The 17,312-nt window shown below is 70.7% G+C and carries 16 protein-coding genes, 2 tRNA genes and 2 pseudogenes; 13 read left to right on the top strand and 7 right to left on the bottom strand.

Annotation, left to right across the window (positions count from 1 at the left end; translation table 11 throughout):
• Window positions 1–40: 40 nt before the first annotated feature.
• On the top strand, window positions 41–1,039 hold the full coding sequence (locus ABZV38_RS22405) for a multicopper oxidase domain-containing protein (RefSeq protein WP_356329519.1): 999 nt from the start codon (window positions 41–43) through the stop codon (window positions 1,037–1,039).
• A 3-nt stretch (window positions 1,040–1,042) separates the two neighbouring features.
• Here the strand turns inward: ABZV38_RS22405 and ABZV38_RS22410 are convergent, their stop codons facing one another.
• Window positions 1,043–3,235, bottom strand: coding sequence for an SNF2-related protein (locus ABZV38_RS22410; RefSeq protein ID WP_356329521.1), 2,193 nt, complete (start codon window positions 3,233–3,235; stop codon window positions 1,043–1,045).
• 402 nt (window positions 3,236–3,637) lie between these two features.
• On the opposite strand from ABZV38_RS22410, the gene ABZV38_RS22415 reads away from it, so the two are divergent.
• The 8 genes from ABZV38_RS22415 (at window position 3,638) to ABZV38_RS22450 (ending at window position 8,789) form a co-directional block, all read left to right on the top strand.
• Complete coding sequence (locus ABZV38_RS22415; protein WP_356329570.1) at window positions 3,638–3,904, top strand: hypothetical protein; 267 nt, start codon at window positions 3,638–3,640, stop codon at window positions 3,902–3,904.
• Entirely contained in the window at window positions 3,861–3,953 is a 93-nt protein-coding gene (locus ABZV38_RS22420) for a S1 RNA-binding domain-containing protein (protein WP_356329566.1), read from the top strand. The genes ABZV38_RS22415 and ABZV38_RS22420 overlap by 44 nt, the downstream gene beginning before the upstream one ends.
• Before the next feature lie 422 nt (window positions 3,954–4,375).
• Window positions 4,376–5,173: a VOC family protein gene (locus tag ABZV38_RS22425; protein ID WP_356329523.1), complete on the top strand. Its 798-nt coding sequence runs from the start codon at window positions 4,376–4,378 to the stop codon at window positions 5,171–5,173.
• Window positions 5,174–5,256: 83 nt separating this feature from the next.
• Window positions 5,257–5,511: a WhiB family transcriptional regulator gene (locus ABZV38_RS22430; protein ID WP_356329525.1), complete on the top strand. Its 255-nt coding sequence runs from the start codon at window positions 5,257–5,259 to the stop codon at window positions 5,509–5,511.
• Between the two features lie 67 nt (window positions 5,512–5,578).
• Window positions 5,579–7,198 (top strand): GMC family oxidoreductase N-terminal domain-containing protein, encoded by a 1,620-nt coding sequence (locus ABZV38_RS22435; RefSeq protein ID WP_356329527.1) that lies wholly within the window; start codon window positions 5,579–5,581, stop codon window positions 7,196–7,198.
• 15 nt (window positions 7,199–7,213) lie between these two features.
• A tRNA-Gly gene (locus ABZV38_RS22440) sits at window positions 7,214–7,283 on the top strand.
• A gap of 17 nt (window positions 7,284–7,300) precedes the next feature.
• Window positions 7,301–7,374: transfer RNA gene (locus ABZV38_RS22445), tRNA-Ala, on the top strand.
• Window positions 7,375–7,388: 14 nt separating this feature from the next.
• Window positions 7,389–8,789: an SDR family oxidoreductase gene (locus tag ABZV38_RS22450; RefSeq protein ID WP_356329529.1), complete on the top strand. Its 1,401-nt coding sequence runs from the start codon at window positions 7,389–7,391 to the stop codon at window positions 8,787–8,789.
• A 215-nt stretch (window positions 8,790–9,004) separates the two neighbouring features.
• Here ABZV38_RS22450 and tnpA read toward each other — a convergent pair.
• Window positions 9,005–9,271 (bottom strand): annotated as a pseudogene (tnpA, locus tag ABZV38_RS22455) (IS200/IS605 family transposase); the annotation flags it as partial.
• Between tnpA and ABZV38_RS22460 the strand changes: the two are divergent.
• Window positions 9,230–9,679 carry a hypothetical protein gene (locus ABZV38_RS22460; RefSeq protein ID WP_356329571.1) on the top strand — a complete coding sequence of 150 codons (450 nt, stop codon included), beginning with the start codon at window positions 9,230–9,232 and terminating at the stop codon, window positions 9,677–9,679. The pseudogene tnpA and the gene ABZV38_RS22460 sit on opposite strands and share 42 nt — an antisense overlap.
• A gap of 31 nt (window positions 9,680–9,710) precedes the next feature.
• Here the strand turns inward: ABZV38_RS22460 and ABZV38_RS22465 are convergent, their stop codons facing one another.
• The 3 genes from ABZV38_RS22465 to ABZV38_RS22475 all read right to left on the bottom strand — a co-directional run bounded on the left by ABZV38_RS22465 (window position 9,711) and on the right by ABZV38_RS22475 (window position 13,398).
• Entirely contained in the window at window positions 9,711–10,685 is a 975-nt protein-coding gene (locus ABZV38_RS22465) for an acyl-ACP desaturase (protein WP_266999701.1), read from the bottom strand.
• 268 nt (window positions 10,686–10,953) lie between these two features.
• Complete coding sequence (locus ABZV38_RS22470) at window positions 10,954–12,585, bottom strand: ABC-F family ATP-binding cassette domain-containing protein (RefSeq protein WP_356329530.1); 1,632 nt, start codon at window positions 12,583–12,585, stop codon at window positions 10,954–10,956.
• 396 nt (window positions 12,586–12,981) lie between these two features.
• Window positions 12,982–13,398 carry an SsgA family sporulation/cell division regulator gene (locus ABZV38_RS22475; protein WP_356329532.1) on the bottom strand — a complete coding sequence of 139 codons (417 nt, stop codon included), beginning with the start codon at window positions 13,396–13,398 and terminating at the stop codon, window positions 12,982–12,984.
• 213 nt (window positions 13,399–13,611) lie between these two features.
• Between ABZV38_RS22475 and ABZV38_RS22480 the strand changes: the two genes are divergently transcribed.
• Entirely contained in the window at window positions 13,612–14,679 is a 1,068-nt protein-coding gene (locus ABZV38_RS22480; protein ID WP_356329534.1) for an oxidoreductase, read from the top strand.
• A gap of 15 nt (window positions 14,680–14,694) precedes the next feature.
• Here the strand turns inward: ABZV38_RS22480 and ABZV38_RS22485 are convergent.
• Window positions 14,695–14,985, bottom strand: a pseudogene (locus ABZV38_RS22485) (YciI family protein); the annotation flags it as partial.
• Between the two features lie 65 nt (window positions 14,986–15,050).
• Here ABZV38_RS22485 and ABZV38_RS22490 point away from each other — a divergent pair.
• Together ABZV38_RS22490 and ABZV38_RS22495 are read left to right on the top strand one after the other, a co-directional pair.
• The gene (locus tag ABZV38_RS22490) at window positions 15,051–15,728 is read left to right on the top strand and encodes an endonuclease V (RefSeq protein WP_356329536.1); all 678 of its coding nucleotides are present in this window, start codon (window positions 15,051–15,053) and stop codon (window positions 15,726–15,728) included.
• Window positions 15,729–15,801: 73 nt separating this feature from the next.
• A complete protein-coding gene (locus tag ABZV38_RS22495; RefSeq protein WP_356329538.1) occupies window positions 15,802–15,945 on the top strand; it encodes a hypothetical protein in 144 nt (47 codons plus the stop codon).
• Between the two features lie 56 nt (window positions 15,946–16,001).
• Here ABZV38_RS22495 and ABZV38_RS22500 read toward each other — a convergent pair whose 3' ends face one another.
• On the bottom strand, window positions 16,002–17,192 hold the full coding sequence (locus ABZV38_RS22500) for a saccharopine dehydrogenase NADP-binding domain-containing protein (protein ID WP_356329540.1): 1,191 nt from the start codon (window positions 17,190–17,192) through the stop codon (window positions 16,002–16,004).
• Window positions 17,193–17,312 lie beyond the last annotated feature (120 nt).

Below are 17,312 nucleotides of genomic sequence, written 5' to 3' on the forward strand. Positions count from 1 at the left end.
AAACCTCCGCAAATACCCTTATGACAGTGGGGAGTTCGACATGGATCGAAGGATCTTCAATCGCCGGTTCCTGGTGGGCGGCGGGGTCGCGGCGGCGACCGGAGTGACATCGTTGTCCCTCGGAACGATCGAGGCCAGCTCGGCGGAGCCCCCACCGAAGACCGCTCCGGCGGGCGGCGTGGTCCGCCATCTCAAGCTGTACGCGGAGAAGCTGGCGGACGGTCGGATGGGCTACGGCTTCGAGAAGGGCAAGGCCACGGTGCCGGGACCGCTCATCGAGATCAACGAGGGCGACACCCTGCACATCGAGTTCGAGAACACCATGGATGTGGCCGCCGGCCTTCATGCGCACGGCGTCGACTACGACATCGCGAGCGATGGCACCCGGATGAACAAGAGCATCGTCGAACCGGGCGGCACGCGCACGTACACCTGGCGCACCCATGCGCCGGGCCGCAGGAAGGACGGCACCTGGCAGCCGGGCAGTGCGGGCTACTGGCACTACCACGACCATGCCGTCGGCACGGACCACGGCTCGGGAGGCATCCGCAAGGGGCTGTACGGTCCGGTGGTCGTCCGGCGCAAGGGTGACGTCCTGCCGGACAAGACGATCACCATCGTCTTCAACGACATGACAATCAACAACAAGCTGGCGAACGAGAGCCCCGACTTCGAGGTCACGGTGGGGGACCGGCTCGAAGTCGTCATGATCACGCACGGCGAGTACTACCACACGTTCCATGTCCACGGTCACCGATGGGCCGACAACCGCACAGGCCTGCTCACCGGCCCCGACGACCCCAGCCGGGTCATCGACACGAAGATCGTCGGCCCGGCGGACTCCTTCGGTTTCCAGGTCATCGCGGGCGAACACGTGGGCGCGGGCGCCTGGATGTACCACTGCCATGTGCAGAGCCACTCCGACATGGGCATGGCCGGGCTGCTGCTGGTCGCCAAGCCGGACGGCACGGTCCCGGGGTACGACCCGCACGACATGCATGACATGAAGACCGACCCGCCGAAGGCTGACGAATCCTGAGGGTCAGCCTTCCGTCGCGCCCGTCGCGAGGCGCAGCTGTTCCTCCTCGACGATGCGCCGGGCCAGGCTCCACTCCGACACGTCCACGGCGTCCGGTGTCGTCTCGGCGACATCGCTGCGCCGTGCGTACGCGTCGAACAGCCGCTCCTTGCGGGCCAGGATGTCCAGCATCCGCTGGTCGACACTGTCCGTCGCGAGCAGCCGGTGCACCTGGACCGTGCGTATCTGTCCCATCCGGTGGGCGCGGGCCACGGCCTGGTGCTCCATCGTCGGCTTGATCTGCGGCTCGCAGAGGATGACCACCGACGCGGCCTGCATGTTCAGTCCGACCCCCCCTGCCTGGATCTGGCTCAGCAGGACCGCATGGCCGTCCACCGCACTGAACTCGTCGATCAGCTCCTGCCGCCGAGCGGCCGGGACGTTCCCGGAGACCGGCCCGAAGACGCCCTCGCCCAGGGCCTCCCGAACCGTGGCGAGCACCTCGCGGAAGTACGAGAACACGACGACTTTGAGCCCATTGCCGGCGGCCTCCGTGACCAGCTCACGCAGCCGGTTCAGCTTCGCCGAGCTTTCGGGGCGGGCGTAAGCCGCCCGGCGCATCCGCATGAACTGCCCGGCGGCGACCGCCTCGCGGTAGACGTCGAGATCGGCCGCGCTGAACTCCTCCCACTCGTCGACCTGCACCAGCGCCGGGAGTTCGGTCAGCACGTCCTCCTGGTTGCGGCGCAGATAGGCGGGCGCGACAGCTCTGCGGAAGGCGTGCGAACCGGCGACACCATGGGTGGTGCTGATGGACGGGGCCAGTTCGGGCTGGAGATGGCGGACCAGACTGCGGAACTCCTCGACCCGGTTCTCCATCGGTGTACCGGTCAGGAAGAGCACCCGTTCGGTGTGTCCTGCCCAGCCGGACACCGCGCGCGAGCGGCGGGTGTCCGGGTTCTTGACGTAGTGGGCCTCGTCGACGACCAGCATGCCGGGGCGCTGCCCGCCGTCCCGGGCGGCGGGCAGGGTGTGCAGCGCGTCGAACGTGGTGAGAGCGACCCCGCCGCACTCGTGCCACTCGGCGAACGCCTCCTGCCGCTCGGGGCCGTGCACCGGCAGGACCCGCAGCGTGGAGCGGGCCCGGACCTCCCGCGCCCAGTTGATCAGTACGCTCGCCGGGCACACCACCAGGAAGTGTGTCTCGCCGCGCGCCGCGAGATGCGCGAGCGCGGCAATGGCCTGGACGGTCTTGCCGAGTCCCATCTCGTCGCCGAGGATCACCCGCTTCTGCGCGAGCGCGAAACGGGCGCCGAACGACTGGTATCCGCGCAGCGAGACCCGCAGGTGCGCGTCGTCGAGCCGCACCCCGCGCACCCGGTCCGCGATCCCGGAGGGGAGGAACCCCTCGGCGGCGTGCCGGTCGGGGCCGGTGCCCGACACCTCGGCAAGCAGGCTGTAGTACTCGGCGGACCGCAGCTCGAAGTCGACCCAGGCCGCCAGGTCCGACTCCGGGGCTCGCAGCAGATCGACCGACACCTGCCCGAACAGCAGCGGAAGTCCGCGCTCCGTCGCGTCCGCGACGACGGCCCGTACGGAGGCTACGGCGGCGAGCGCCGTCGCGCGGGCCTGCCGGCCGGAGAACAGCATGCGCAGCCGCCCACGGGCCGGCCCGGCCCCCGCCAGCAGTGGGTCCAGCCGGCTGACGAGCCGGCGGGCCGCGTCCACCGACCGCCGGACGTCAGGTCCGGCCTCGACCAGCCGGTGCAGGACCGTGATCAGGGCGGTGGTGGACTCGTCCGGCGCCTCCACATCGATCCGGACGGCGACCGTGTCCCGGACCGCGTGGGCGATCTGCCCGGCGGCGGCCAGTGCCTGGTCGGCGGTCTGCGCGCCGACTCCGGGGATCTGACGGAGCTCGTACCGGTTGGCCTCATGGACCTGGCCGACGGTGGTGTAACCGGCCTGCTCGACGGGGCCGATGCGCAACCGGCCCTCGGTGACGTCCTTGAGCCGGGATACCGGGATGGCGGCCAGCTCGCGGCGGACCAGGGAGTCGAGGATCGGGGTGAGGGCGGCGTGTATGGCCTCGACGGCGCGGGTGTGATCGGACAGCACCGCACGCGCCGCGCCGAGCAGCTGCTCGGCGTGCGCGAGCAACTCCCGGGCGGCCTTCCCCGTCGGAGCCCCGGTATCCGTCTCCCCGGCCTCTGTCATGTACGTACCTCTGTCCGCGCAGCCCCGCTGCCGCCTCGCCCGACACCTGCCCGAGTGAGACATATCGTGCCACGGGCCGATGACAGGGACGGCCGGGCGGGGCTGCGGCGGTGCAGGGTCGGAGTGTGCGGGCGGCGTCCGGCCGGGGACAGCAACAGGACCTCCAGGGCCTGCGCACAGGTACGCGCCTGTGTCAGGAACCACTCGGTGCGCGCCTGCCTGATCGGCGCGGGAGTCGGCCCGTACCGTCAGAGCGAACCGAACATGCCTTGCACCGTCCAGCACCGACCGTCAGAGCCCGTAGTGCGGCGGGGCGGATGCACTGTATTCGGCACGGCGGCAGTGCGATGTGAGGCGGGGAACCGCGGTGCGCTCGGCGGGGGCGCGTCGTACGCTCCCGCCGTGAGCCCCTACCCATTCTGCTACCGGATCACCAAGTACGACCCTGCCGACCGCGACACATACGGCAGGTACACCGGCGCCGAGGACTCGGTCAGTGACCACGGGCCGGTCGAGTCCGCCTATCTGGAGTCGGTGGCCGCGTTCGCCGAGGACACCGGAATCCACCACCTGACGATCCGGGAACCGGAGATCGTCGGTTTCGGTGGAGAGGCCCGAGGACGTCGTGACGGTCGGGGACGAGCTCGTCGTGAAGATCACCGAGGTTGACCGCGAGCGCCATCGCATGGCCCTGTCGCACCGGCAGACCCGCTTCTGATCTCGGAGCGGGGGCGGACGGCGGCGGAAATACGCGTGAGGTCGACCACCGACCAGACAGTGCCCCCGGGCTCCCGCAGATGGATACGGGAGCCTCGGCAGACCACCGCGCTCGGGCCCGGCACCTTGCCGTCCGGCCGGACCAGCGGCGTCGTCGGCTCGACAGCCGTGCCGGTGATCCGGACGTGCTCCAGCGTCTTGTTGCGGCGACCGGCGGCGCGTGGGCCGAGGGGCGGAGCAGGGGGCGCCTACAAGGCATGGGCCTTTCGGGTCGTCATGCGCCGATCATCGATGAGGGCCGTGCTCCGGCGCAATGGATTCCGGCGTTGCGAGGACCGCGGTTGTCAGTGCCCGGTGCAAGACTCGGATCGTCAGGAGATACCGCTGCAGTACAGGTACGGGACTCGCTGAAGGAGCCGCGCGATGCTCACCACCGATTTTGTCACCGGATCCCCCAACTGGCTCGATCTCGGCACGCCCGACCTCGATGGGGCCACCACCTTCTACCGAGGCCTCTTCGGCTGGGAATTCGTGCCCGGCGGTCCCGAGACCGGCGGGTACGGGATGTTCATGCTGGACGGGAAGTCGGTCGCGGGCGCGATGACCGTCCCGGCGGAGCAGGCGAAGTCGTCCTGGTCGGTCTACTTCCAGACGCCTGACGTCGATGCCACCGCGAAGTCGGTCGAGCAGGCCCGCGGCGCGGTGCCCTTCCCGCCGATGGATGTCCTCGACTTCGGCCGGATGGGCGGCTTCACCGACCGGGGCGGGGCGTACTTCGCGACCTGGCAGCCGAAGAAGATCCCGGGCCTGGGCGCGGTGGGTGTTCCGCGCACGCTCTGCTGGGCCGAGCTGTACACCCCGGACGTGCCCGCGGCCGCCGCGTTCTACCGCGCTGTCTTCGGCTGGGACACAGCCCGGACGCCGTTCCCCGGCGGCGGGTCCTACACTGTGGTCCGCACCGAGGGCGGCGGCGAAGAGGCCGGCTTCGGCGGGATCGTACCCCTCAACACCGTTCCGACCCAGGCCGTTCTGGGACCGCACTGGCTGCCGTACTTCGAGGTGGACGACTGCGACGCCGCAGTCGCGGACGTCGAGCGGCTGGGCGGCAAGGTGACGCTGGAACCCCTGGACATGGAAGGCGTGGGCAAGCTCGCCGATGTCGCCGATCCGTACGGGGCACACTTTGCGGTGATCAAGAGCGCCGAGACGCCGGGAAGCTGACCGGAGGCCGGGGGACGGCAGTGGACCCCCGCATTGATGCATCGTTGATCAGTCGTTTATCGCGACCGGGCACTGTGTGCGCCATGCTGATCAACACCGTGACCGACCCCGCACTCGCCTGGCAGGAGACAGCGCTGTGCGCGCAAGCGGGACCCGAATTCTTCTTCCCTGCCCCCGGCAGCTCCACACGTGAGGCGAAGCAGTTGTGCAACGCCTGCGAGGGCCGGGAGGCCTGCCTGGAGTACGCCCTCGACAACGACGAGCGGTTCGGCGTCTGGGGCGGCCTCTCGGAGAAGGAGCGGGAACGGCTGCGCAGAGTTGAGCGCAACCGGGCCTGAACTGCCCCTGTGCGTGCCACAATTCGGCCCTGCGCGATCCTGAGCCCACAGTCCAGGGGGAGCCGAGTTGAGCGAGTACGACTACATCGTCGTCGGGGCGGGATCGGCGGGCTGTGTGCTGGCCGCACGACTCTCCGAGGACCCGACCGTCCGGGTCGCGCTCGTCGAGTCGGGCGGGCGTGACCGAAAGCCGGAGATCCGGATTCCGGCCGCTTTCCCGAAGCTCTTCAAGACGGCGTACGACTGGGACTTCAGTACGGTGAAGCAACCGGCCCTCGGCGGCCGGGAGCTGTACTGGCCCCGAGGGCACACCCTCGGCGGATGCTCGTCGATCAACGCCATGATGTGGGTGCGAGGGCACCGCGACGACTACGACGCCTGGGCCGGGTCCGCCGGTGCGGACTGGTCCCACGACGCGCTCGTACGGTACTTCCGCCGAGCGGAGCGGTGGACCGGCCCGACCGGCGACGGCACGGTGTACGGCACCGAGGGCCCCCTCTTCATCTCGCCGCCCCGCGCCCCCAGCCCGCTGACGGCCGCCTTCCTCGACGCCCGCTCACTCGACGGCCTGCCGTTCCTGCCCGAGCTGAACGCACCGGACCACAGTGGCAGTGCCCTCACCCCGGTAAGCGTCTACCGGGGCCGCCGCTGGAGCGCCGCCGACGGCTACCTCAAACCGGCCGGCCGCCGCGCCAACCTCGACATCCTCACCGGAACCCGCATCCGCTGCCTGGCCTTCGACACAGAAGACTCCACCCGCGTCACCGGCGTCGTCACCGAACGCGGCCACGGCGCGGCCACGCTCACCGCCCGCCGCGAGGTCATCCTCAGCGCCGGAGCCATCGGATCACCGCAGCTGCTCCTGCGCTCCGGCATCGGCGACCCGGACCAGTTGCGCGAGTCCGGTATCGAGGTACGGACCGCATCCCCGGACGTGGGCCGCCATCTGCAGGACCATCTGTCCTTCGCCGTGACCGTGCACTGCCCGCAGCCGGTGACCATGACCGGAGCCGACAGTCTCGCCAATGTCGGCCGCTTCCTGCTGGCGCGGCGCGGGCCGCTCACCTCGAACCTCGCCGAAGCGGTGGCGTTCATCCGCTCCACCCCGGAACTCGCCGCCCCTGACCTGGAATTGATATTCGCCCCGGCTCCGTTCATCAACCACGGTCTGACGGCCCCGACCGAACACGGCATCACCATCGGCGTGGTCCTGCTCCAGCCCGAAAGTGCCGGCCGTATCACCCTGGACCCGGACACCGGCGAGAACGCCGACGGCACCCCGGGCCTCCGCATCGACCCCGGCTATCTGACCGCCGAGTCGGACCTGCAGCGCATGATCGCCGGAGTCCGCCGCGCCGAGTCCCTGTTCGCCGCCGCGCCCCTGGCCCCGCACACCTCGGGTCCGATGGGGCCGTACCCCGGACCGGTGGACGACGCGCGCCTCGCCGAGGCGATCCGTACCGGCGCCGAGACGCTCTACCATCCGGTCGGCACCTGCAGGATGGGCGAGGGCCCGGAGTCGGTGACCGACCCGCGGCTGCGGGTGCGCGGCGTGGCGGGGCTGCGGGTGGTCGACGCGTCGGTGATGCCACGCATCACCCGCGGCCACACCCATGCGCCCACGGTGGCCATCGCCGAGCGGGCGGCCGAAATAATTCGTGAGGACGCACGGGTGACAGCTGGTTAGGATCTCCCCAATGCCCGGACGCAGCGCAGAGGCAGGCGCGCCGCCTCGCCGGGGCGGATACGCCGGTTCGAATCCGGCCGTTCTGGCAGGTCGTCCTCTCGGGGCCCCGTAGCGCAGAGGCAGTCGCGTCCGCACTGCATGCGGAAGGACGCCGGTTCGACTCCGGCCGGGGACCACGAGGGGCGGATCGATGGACAGTGGCATCACGGACGAGGAGCTGGCGGCCTTCGACCGCCTCGTCGGCCGGCTCCGGGCACTGCCCTCCGACGACCCCGCCCGGCTCCGCGCCGAACAGGTCGCCGCCTCGTTCACCCGCGACGGCCGGCTGGGGCGCCGCCGGATACGCGGCGACCAGCAGATCGTGGCCGACGCCGCGGTCACCTCGGCGACGGCGACCGGTGCGGCCGTCCGGCGCGAGGACGCCCCGCTGGACTCCGGCGCGATACCCGTCCGCCCGGCGGGAACGCTGGCGCGGGCCCGCCGCTGCTACATCTGCAAGACGCGGTACCGGCAGGTCGACGCCTTCTACCATCTGCTCTGCCCGGACTGCGCGACGGAGAACCGGTCCCGGCGTGCGCTCTCCACCGATCTGGCGGGACGCCGCGCCCTCCTCACCGGGGGCCGGGTCAAGATCGGCTTCCAACTGGCGCTGATGATGCTCAGGGACGGCGCCGAACTCGTCGTCACCACCCGCTTCCCGCACGACGCCCTGCGCCGCTTCCGGGCCTTCGAAGACAGCCCGAAATGGCTCGGCCGGCTCACCGTCGCCGCCGTCGACCTCCGCGACCCGCGCCAGGTCCTCGGCCTGTGCGAGCAGCTGCGGGAAACGGGCGAGCCGCTCGACATCCTGATCAACAACGCCGCCCAGACCGTGCGCCGTCCACCGGGGTCGTACGCGCTGCTGGTGGCGGGGGAGCACGGAACACTGCCCGCCGGTGCGCTCCGTGCCCCCGGCTATGTGCCGATGACCGCCCTCGAACGCCCCTCCGCGTCGAGCGCACTGGCGCTGGTGCTGCCCGACGCAGAGAGGAACGGACTGCTGCCCGGCACGGACGAAGCGGATCTGTCGCCCGCCGTCGACGAGGCGGGTCTGCTCCCCGACCCCGCGCCCGCGAACTCCTGGTCCGCGCGGATCGGTGAACTGGACCCCACCGAACTCCTGGAGACCCAGCTCGTCAACGCCTTGGCCCCCGCGCTCCTCTGCGACCGGCTGCTCCCCCTCCTGCTGGCCTCCCCGCGGCCGCGCCGCTACATCGTCAATGTGACGGCGGTGGAAGGCCGGTTCGCGGTACGGAACAAGACCGGTGGGCACCCGCACACCAACATGGCGAAGGCCGCCCTCAACATGCTGACCCGCACCAGCAGCGCCGAACTCGCCGCCCAGGGCGTCCATATGTGCGCCGTCGACACCGGCTGGATCACCGACGAGAATCCGGTGCCGAAGAAGGAACGGATCGCCGCAGGAGGCTTCCGCACTCCGCTCGACATCGTGGACGGCGCCGCCCGCGTCTATCACCCGATCGTGCGTGGCGAGGCGGGATCGCCCGTCTCCGGCGTCTTCCTCAAGGACTACCGGGAGGCGGCATGGTGACCTCGCTGCCGCACGCCGGAGCCCTCGCCGTGCATGCCGATGTCGCCGTCGTCCGAGGTGTTCACCGGGCCGCTCGAGGCGCTTCGATCCCCGAAAGGCACAATCGCCCCATACGTGGTCTTGCGTGGGTATCCGCGGCTTCAGCCGGGGAGGGAATCGCATGCTTGGTGCAGAGGCGTGAAGCGCCGTGGATCTTCGCTCCAGCGCCGTGATGGTCAGACGGGCCGCTTCTGGCCCTCGATGTACTGACGGATCACGGTCAGCGGTGCACCCCCGCAGGACCCGGCGAAGTACGAGCGCGACCAGAACACCGACCCCATGCCGATCCGATTGATCCGTCCGGTGTACTCGGCGCGCAGGTATCGGGAGCTGACGCCCTTGAGGCTGTTGATCAGCTTCGACAGTGCAATCTTCGGCGGGTAGTGCACCAGCAGGTGCACGTGATCGGTCTCGCCGTTGAATTCTCGCAGCTCTGCTTCGAAGCTGGCGCGGCGCACCGGGGCTTCGTACCGCAGGCTGCCGTACTCCTCGCCCACGCACTGGACCTGGACGCCGGTCCCGACCCGCTGCACTCGGCGCTGGTCCGGCTGGCCCGCCTGCACGAGGGGCGGCCCGTGCTCGCCTCCCGTACCGCGCAGACGCTCACCACCCGGCTCACGTACGCACACCGCAACGGCATCGGGGACACCGACACCCTGCTCACTGTCGCTGCCCGGCTCGGCGCCACCGGCGACACCGCGGAAGGGCTGTTCGCCGCCGCGCTCACCGCGACAGGCGGCGCCCGCACCGCATGGACCGGGCCGTGGCGCACCCAGCTGAGGCTGCTGCGCCAGCACCCGGTCCCCGACGTGCGCGACGCCGCTTACGCAGAGGTGACGGCCCGCGAGTGAGCGGGCCCGTGGGCCGTCCGGGAGCCGTGGGTCAGGCGCCCGCGCGGGCGGCCATCCGCGCCTTGCGCGCGGCCAGCTTCTCGTCGAACTTGGCGGCCTCGCTGTCCAGGCCGCCCATGTACAGCCCCAGCTCCTCCTGCGCCTTCAGCCCGTCCGGGCCGAGCCCGTCGATGTCCAGGACCTTCAGGTAGCGCAGCACGGGCTGGATCACGTCGTCGTGGTGGATCCGCATGTTGTAGATCTCGCCGATCGCCATCTGCGCGGCGGCCCGCTCGAAGCCGGGCATGCCGTGGCCGGGCATCCGGAAGTTGACCACGACGTCGCGCACGGCCTGCATCGTCAGGTCCGGAGCGAGCTCGAAGGCCGCACCGAGCAGATTGCGGTAGAAGACCATGTGCAGGTTCTCGTCGGTGGCGATGCGCGACAGCATGCGGTCGCAGACGGGGTCGCCCGACTGGTGACCGGTGTTGCGGTGCGAGACGCGGGTCGCGAGCTCCTGGAAGGCGACGTACGCCACGGAGTGCAGCATCGAGTGGCGGTTGTCGGACTCGAAGCCCTCCGCCATGTGCGCCATCCGGAACTGCTCCAGCTTGTCCGGGTCGACCGCGCGCGAGGTGAGCAGGTAGTCGCGCATCACGATGCCGTGCCGGCCCTCCTCGGCGGTCCAGCGGTGCACCCAGGTGCCCCAGGCGCCGTCACGGCCGAAGAGGGAGGCGATCTCGTGGTGGTAGCTGGGGAGGTTGTCCTCGGTCAGCAGGTTCACGACCAGTGCGATCTTGCCGATGTCGGTGACCTTGGACTGGTCGGCCTGCCAGGCCTCGCCGTCCTCGAAGATGCCGGGGAAGTTCCTGCCGTCCGAGAACGGCACGTACTCGTGGGGCATCCAGTCCTTGGCGACCTTGAGATGGCGGTTGAGCTCCTTCTCCACCACCTCTTCCAGGGCATACAGCAGCTGGGCGTCTGTCCACGCCTGTGAACTGCCGAGGTGGGGAGAGGTGATCGTCACGGGGGCTCCTGGGGACGGGAGAATTACCTACGGCCTCGTAGGTTACGAAACCGTAGGTTAAAGCGGGAGTAAGGCCCCCGCCAAGCCCACCCACCCGAAGTTCGCTTACGTACCGTTATGTACGCAGGGCGCGCAAGGTGTATGGAGAGGCACATCACGCAGTCTCCGTGCGTTGCGAACTCACTGATGCGGGGGTACGGCGGCCGGACCGGGCCCCGGTGGCAGGCCCTCCCACCGCCCCCCTCCGTGCCCCGTCCGCCCCCGTTTCTCACAGTTCCGCGCGTACCGCCTCGGCCGTGGTGTCACGCAGTTCGCCGTCGAGCAGCAGCCAGCGCGTGATCCCGAGCGACTCCAGGAACGGCACATCGTGGCTCGCCACGATCAGCGCCCCCTCGTGCGACTCCAGAGCCGCCGTCAGCCGGCGCACGCTCGCCATGTCCAGATTGTTCGTCGGCTCGTCCAGCATCAGCAGCTGCGGCGCCGGCTCGGCGAGCAGCAGCGCAGCCAGCGCCGCGCGGAAGCGTTCCCCGCCCGACAGCGTTCCCGCGGGCCGGTCCGCCCGCGCTCCCTTGAACAAGAAGTGCGCCAGCTTCGCCCTGATCCGGTTGTCCGTCGCATCCGGTGCGAACCGCGCCACGTTCTCCACGACGCTCAGCCCGTCGTCGAGCACATCCAGGCGCTGCGGCAGAAAGCGCAACGGCAGATGGGCCGTTGCCTCACCGGACACCGGTGCCAGCTCGCCGGCGACCGTGCGCAGCAGAGTTGTCTTGCCCGCGCCGTTGCGGCCCACCAGGGCGATCCGCTCGGGGCCGCGCACCTCGAACTCGCCGCGCACCCGTGCCCCGTACGCAAGTTCGAGATCGCGCAGTACGAGTACCTCCCGGCCCGGGTGGACCTTGGTGTGCGGCAGTTCGACCCGGATCTCGTCGTCGTCGCGCACCGCCTCGACGGCCTCGCCGAGGCGCTCCCTCGCCTCGGCCAGCTTCCCGGCGTGCAGGGCCCGGTGCTTGCCCGCCGACTCCTGGGCGGCCCGCTTACGGTTGCCCATGACCGCCTTCGGCTCGCGCTTGGTGTCCCACATCTTTTGTCCGTAGCGCTGTCGCCGGGCCAATGCGACCTGGGCGTCGGCCAGGTCGCGCTTCTGACGTTGTACGTCGGCCTCGGCGACCCGCACCATGCGCTCGGCCGCCTCCTGTTCGACGGCTAGCGCCTCCTCGTACGCCGTGAGGTTCCCGCCGTACCACGTGACCTGACCGTCCCGCAGATCCGCGATCCGGTCGACACGCTCCAGGAGTTCACGGTCGTGACTGACGACGACCAGCGCCCCAGTCCAGGCGTCGACCGCTTCGTACAGCCGCCCGCGGGCGTACAGATCCAGATTGTTCGTCGGCTCGTCCAGCAGCAGCACCCCTGGACGGGCCAGCAGGAGTGCGACGAGGCGCAGCAGTACGCACTCGCCGCCCGACAGCTCGCCGACGGTGCGGTCGAGTCCGATGTGACCGAGGCCGAGCTGATCGAGGGTGGCGCAGGCGCGCTCCTCCACATCCCAGTCATCACCCACGGCCGCGAACCACTCCTCGCGGACGTCACCCGCCTCGATGGCGTGCAGGGCGGCCCGGGTGTCCGCGATGCCGAGGGCCGTATCGACCCGCAGTGCCGTGTCGAGGACCAGGTTCTGCGGCAGATAGCCGATCTCGCCCGGCGTCCGGATGCGGCCGCCGGTGGGGGTGAGTTCACCGGCGATCAGCCTCAACAAGGTGGATTTTCCACAGCCGTTGAGACCGATGAGGCCGGTCCTGCCGGGGCCCACGGCCAGCTGGAAATCATCGAAGACTGCACTGCCGTCCGGCCAGGTGAAGGAGAGGGACGAACAGGCGATGTGAGTCATGGGGGCAGGCATACGGATCTCCCGGTTGCGAGGAAGGGAAGGAGGCAACGGGTGAGACACCGGTCATGGGCGTTCCACGGGCATGGCGCATGGCCAAGGGAAGGAGGAGCCCCGGTCGCGGAGGACGGCTCGAAGAGCTGAGGTCACACTCGGGCGCGCAGGCAGGGCGGACAGGAACGGGCCTGAACTGTCCGGACACGGCGCGCAACACGGTGTCTCACGGCCTCAGACGAGCAACGTCCTTCTCCGATCCGACGACAACAAGGACGTCACGAACGCTACGACCGGTCCTCGCGGCACGGCAAACGATTTACGTTGATCCCGGCCGCGCCGACGGGTGCGGAGGAACGGGCGCCGGACGATGACAGGTCGCCGGACGGGCAGGGCACTCAAGGCCCTGCGTCCGGGTCAACAGGCTCCGCCGAGCAGGTCCGCCAGGCTCCGGTCGAGATCCAGGTACCGGTGCTCATCGCCCGCCGGGACCAGCGCCTGTGCCCGCCGGAGGAAGCGACGCAGCTCCCCCGTGCGGACATGCACCATCGCGATGCCCTCGGCGGCATGGAATTCCAGAACCGTACGGTCGTAACCGAACGGCCTGATCCGTACGTCCCCGACACCGGCCGGCGCGTCCATGCCCGCCGACAGCAGTTCGCGGGAGAACTCCCAGGACACCTCGGTTCCTTGCAGTGTCGCCGGGGCAGGGAACGCCATGCGTACGGCGAACGGGTCTCTGCGGTCGTACTGCAGTGTGGCGGGAAGGGTCTCCATGCGCGGCGCGGACGCGACCATGCGGGCCTGTACGGACTGCTCGATAACGGTGGACACGACCTGCTCCCTCTCGCGGCCGGATGAACGGTAACCGGCACCGACAGAGACGTCAGAAGTCCCCGATCCGTGCACCGGGGGCGGCGTGAGCTGCGTCACCGTGCGGCGCCGCCGCGATCGGATGTCCGCTGCGAGGCGGCGCACCCTGGACGGCGCACTGACGGTGGGTTAGCTTCCTGCGCCATGAGGCCCAAGGGGAAGACGAGACGACTGATGTCATGGGGACTGTGCGGGGCGGCGCTGGCCGCCACACTGGTCACACCGGCCGCGCAGGCAGCAGCGGGGGAGCAGCACGGGCCCGGCCACCGGCCGGCCTGGACGCTCACGGAGACGGGCACCGACGCCCGCTTCCGTGGCCTCGCCGCCGTCAGCAGCCGCACCGCCTGGGCCGCGGGCTCGAAGGGCACCGTCCTGCGTACGACCGACGGTGGCCGCCACTGGCGCGACGTGTCGCCGCCCGGCGCGACGGAGGCGGCCCTGGAGTTCCGCGACATCGAGGCCTTCGACGCGCGGCGCGCGGTGGTACTGGCTATCGGGGAGGGCGACGCCTCCCGGGTCTTCCGTACGGACGACGGCGGGACCACCTGGACCGAGTCATTCCGCAACACCGATGCCCGTGCCTTCTACGACTGCCTCACCTTCTTCGACAGCCGGCACGGCCTCGCCATGAGCGATCCGGTGGACGGCACATTCCGCATCCTGTCCACCGCGGACGGCGGCCGCAGCTGGAAGGTGCTGCCCACGACGGGGATGCCGGATGCTCTGGCAGGCGAGGCGGGCTTCGCCGCCAGCGGCCAGTGCCTGGTCAGCTCGGGGCCGAAGGACGTCTGGCTGGCGACGGGCGGCGCGGCCACCGCCCGGGTGCTGCACTCCGCCGACCGCGGGCTGACCTGGACGGCGACCGCATCGACGATCCCGGCCGGAGACCCGGCCCGAGGCGTCTTCGGCCTGGCCTTCCGTGACCGTACGCGCGGCATCGCGGTCGGCGGTGACTACCGGGCCGACCAGGCCTCGCCGAACGCCGCGGCCGTCACGGGCAACGGAGGCCGCAGCTGGCAGCAGTCCACCACCGCGCCGCCCGCCTACCGCTCCGGTGTCGCCTGGGTTCCGCACACCCGCTCGACGGCACTTGCGGTCGGCCCGACCGGGACGGACCTGACGACGGACGGCGGGCGCACCTGGCGCACGGTCGACGCCGGTTCGTACGACACCGTGGACTGCACACCGGACGGCGGCTGCTGGGCGGCGGGCGAGAAGGGACGGATCGCCCGGCTGGGATAGAGCCTGTGGGCAGGGCAACCGCCGGCGGTACGGGGCGAGTTCGTGCGACGTCTTCGTCGCGATGAACTCCGTGATCCGGTACGCGCACACGGCCTCGGCCGCGGAGGGGTCGGCCGCCGCGATCTTCTCGATCTGCGCGCGGTCGTCCCCGACGGCGAGGATCACGCCGCCGTCGCGGGGGTTCCGGCGGCCGGACGCGATGAAGACTCCAGCCGCGTACTGCGTGCCCAGAGGGACGACGTGCGCCTCCAACAGCGCGTCGACACGTGCGGCGGGGGCGGTGTAGGTCAACTCGAGTACGAACACGAGTGCCGCCCTACCAAGGCCGCATCGGGGCACGTCCGGACGGGACTTCTAAGCTGGTCGGCACCATGACGACCTTCCGCACACCCGCCGACGCAGCCGAAGCCCGCGCCATCCAGGACACCCTCCGTGCCCGCGTGGTGCTCGACGAGCCGGGCCCGCCGCCCGGCACGGGGCGGGTGACCGGTGTCGACGTCGCCTACGACGACGAGCGTGATGTCGTGGTCGCGGCGGCGGTCGTACTCGACGCGGCGACGCTGGACGTCGTGGCGCAGGCCACCGCCGCCGGACGGGTCACCTTCCCGTACATCCCGGGGCTGCTCGCCTTCCGGGAGATCCCGACCGTGCTGGCCGCGCTGGAGGCCCTGCCGGTCGACCCCGGTCTGGTCGTCTGCGACGGCTACGGCAGGGCGCACCCGCGCCGCTTCGGGCTCGCCAGCCACCTGGGCGTCCTCACCGGACTCCCCGTCATCGGCGTCGCCAAGAACCCGTTCACCTTCACGTACGAACAGCCGGGCCCCCGGCGCGGCGACTCCTCGCCGCTCCTCGACGGGGACGAGGAGGTGGGCCGGGCGCTGCGCACCCAGGACGGCACCAAGCCGGTGTACGTCTCGGTCGGACACCGGACCGACCTGGACAACGCCTGCGCGCACACGCTCCTGCTGGCCAGGGACTTCCGCCTGCCGGAGACCACTCGCAGGGCCGACGCGCTCTGCAGGCAGGCGCTCCGGGAAGCGACCGCCTGAGTACCCGCAGGCGCCCCCACCTGAGTATGTATACGGATACCGCCTGCCGATCATGACCGGCACTCTTGTACGCATGACCGATCATCGAACGTCCGCACGCAACGGAACCGTCTATGTCGCCCAACGGCGCCTCGCGGTGGGGATGACCCTCGGCGTTCTCGCGGGCATCGCGTGGACCGTCTCGATGATCTGCACGCTCGCGTCCTGGATGTTCTGACCGGCAGTTCCGTCGGCCTGCCGGCCGCTCCCGCGACGAGTCGAGCGCCGATCCGCTCAGCGCACCGCCGCGACCCGGAAGCGCAGCCCGGCTCCGCGCAGCCGCTCCAGCAGCCCGTCACCCATCGCGACGGCCGTGGTGACCTGCCCCGATGTCGGCGGAAGCTCGTCCAGGGCGAGGCAGAGTGCGGACTGTGCGAGCATCTTCGCCGTCTCGTCGTAGCCGGGGTCACCGCCGGACACCTCCGTGAAGACCCGGCGGCCGCCGCCCTCCCCGACGAAGCGCACCGTGAACCAGCTCCGCCTGCGGCGCTCCGCATCCGGGCCCGCCCCCGGCTCGTACCGGTCCATCAGCCAGTTCCGTGCGGCCGGCACCTGCGCCACGCCGAGGAGGGCGCCGATCGCGGCCGTGCCGCCGAGCGCCATCGGCAGGCGCTTCACCGAGGCGAAGTGGCGGTAGCGGAATTCGGGGCCGTACCGCGCCAGCCGCCGCGCCGAGCGTTCGACGACCTGTGGGTCCAGCGTCGGCAGGGGCAGCGCCCAGGTGCCGGTCTCCGCGCTGAAGTGCGGAGTGCCGAGCGGGGCGCGGGCGCGGCGGCCGACCAGGCGTGGTTCGTGCAGGCGGCGCTCCTGGGCGGCGCGCAGCATCTGCGGGCCGCGGCCCATCGCCGTGAGCGCGGAGGCGAACGTACCGCCGGAGAAGACGGCATTGCTGCGGACGAAACCGTCGATCGTCAGCGGCACGTCCTGCGGCAGCTGCTGGACGGTGAAGTACACCCCGAGGTCGTGCGGTACGGAGTCGAAGCCGCAGGCGTGCACGAGCCGGGCCCCGGTCTCGCGGGCCCGCGCGTCATGCTCCAGATACATCCGGTCGACGAACTCCGCCTCGCCCGTCAGGTCCGTGTAATCCGTCCCGGCCTCCGCACAGGCGGCGACCAGCTTCTCGCCGTACCAGACGTACGGACCCACGGTCGAGGCCACCACATGCGCCGATTCGGCGAGCTCGCGCAACGCGTCGGGGTCGTCGGCGTCGGCGTGCAGCAGCGGAAGGTCCGCGCAGCGCGGATCGATCGCGATCAGGCGCTCGCGCAGTTCGGCCAGTTTGGCGGGGCTGCGGCCGGCCAGCGCCCAGCGGCAGCTGTCGGGTGCGTGGGCGGCGAGATATTCGGCGGTGAGGGCACCCACGAAGCCGGTGGCACCGAAGAGGACTATGTCATAGGGGCGTTGTGCCCCGTTCTGCCTGTTCACGAGTGCCTCCGCAGGGGCCGGCGCCGATGTAGCAGGCAGAGGTTAGCGGAGGGGGCCGTGGCGGTGTACAGCCGGGCGGCGATCGTGAGGGAGGATCCAGGGGAAAGAACTAAGCGCTTG

This window comes from Streptomyces sp. NPDC005181, from assembly GCF_040608395.1.
In the GTDB taxonomy this organism is placed as follows: domain Bacteria; phylum Actinomycetota; class Actinomycetes; order Streptomycetales; family Streptomycetaceae; genus Streptomyces.

What these genes read in the sequence shown, in the direction of transcription:
- ABZV38_RS22405 (WP_356329519.1), top strand. Translation starts at nt 41, where the DNA reads ATGGATCGAAGGATCTTCAATCGCCGGTTCCTGGTGGGCGGCGGGGTC.
- ABZV38_RS22410 (WP_356329521.1), bottom strand. Translation starts at nt 3,235, where the DNA reads ATGACAGAGGCCGGGGAGACGGATACCGGGGCTCCGACGGGGAAGGCC.
- ABZV38_RS22425 (WP_356329523.1), top strand. Translation starts at nt 4,376, where the DNA reads ATGCTCACCACCGATTTTGTCACCGGATCCCCCAACTGGCTCGATCTC.
- ABZV38_RS22430 (WP_356329525.1), top strand. Translation starts at nt 5,257, where the DNA reads ATGCTGATCAACACCGTGACCGACCCCGCACTCGCCTGGCAGGAGACA.
- ABZV38_RS22450 (WP_356329529.1), top strand. Translation starts at nt 7,389, where the DNA reads ATGGACAGTGGCATCACGGACGAGGAGCTGGCGGCCTTCGACCGCCTC.
- ABZV38_RS22470 (WP_356329530.1), bottom strand. Translation starts at nt 12,585, where the DNA reads ATGCCTGCCCCCATGACTCACATCGCCTGTTCGTCCCTCTCCTTCACC.
- ABZV38_RS22480 (WP_356329534.1), top strand. Translation starts at nt 13,612, where the DNA reads ATGTCATGGGGACTGTGCGGGGCGGCGCTGGCCGCCACACTGGTCACA.
- ABZV38_RS22490 (WP_356329536.1), top strand. Translation starts at nt 15,051, where the DNA reads ATGACGACCTTCCGCACACCCGCCGACGCAGCCGAAGCCCGCGCCATC.
- ABZV38_RS22495 (WP_356329538.1), top strand. Translation starts at nt 15,802, where the DNA reads ATGACCGATCATCGAACGTCCGCACGCAACGGAACCGTCTATGTCGCC.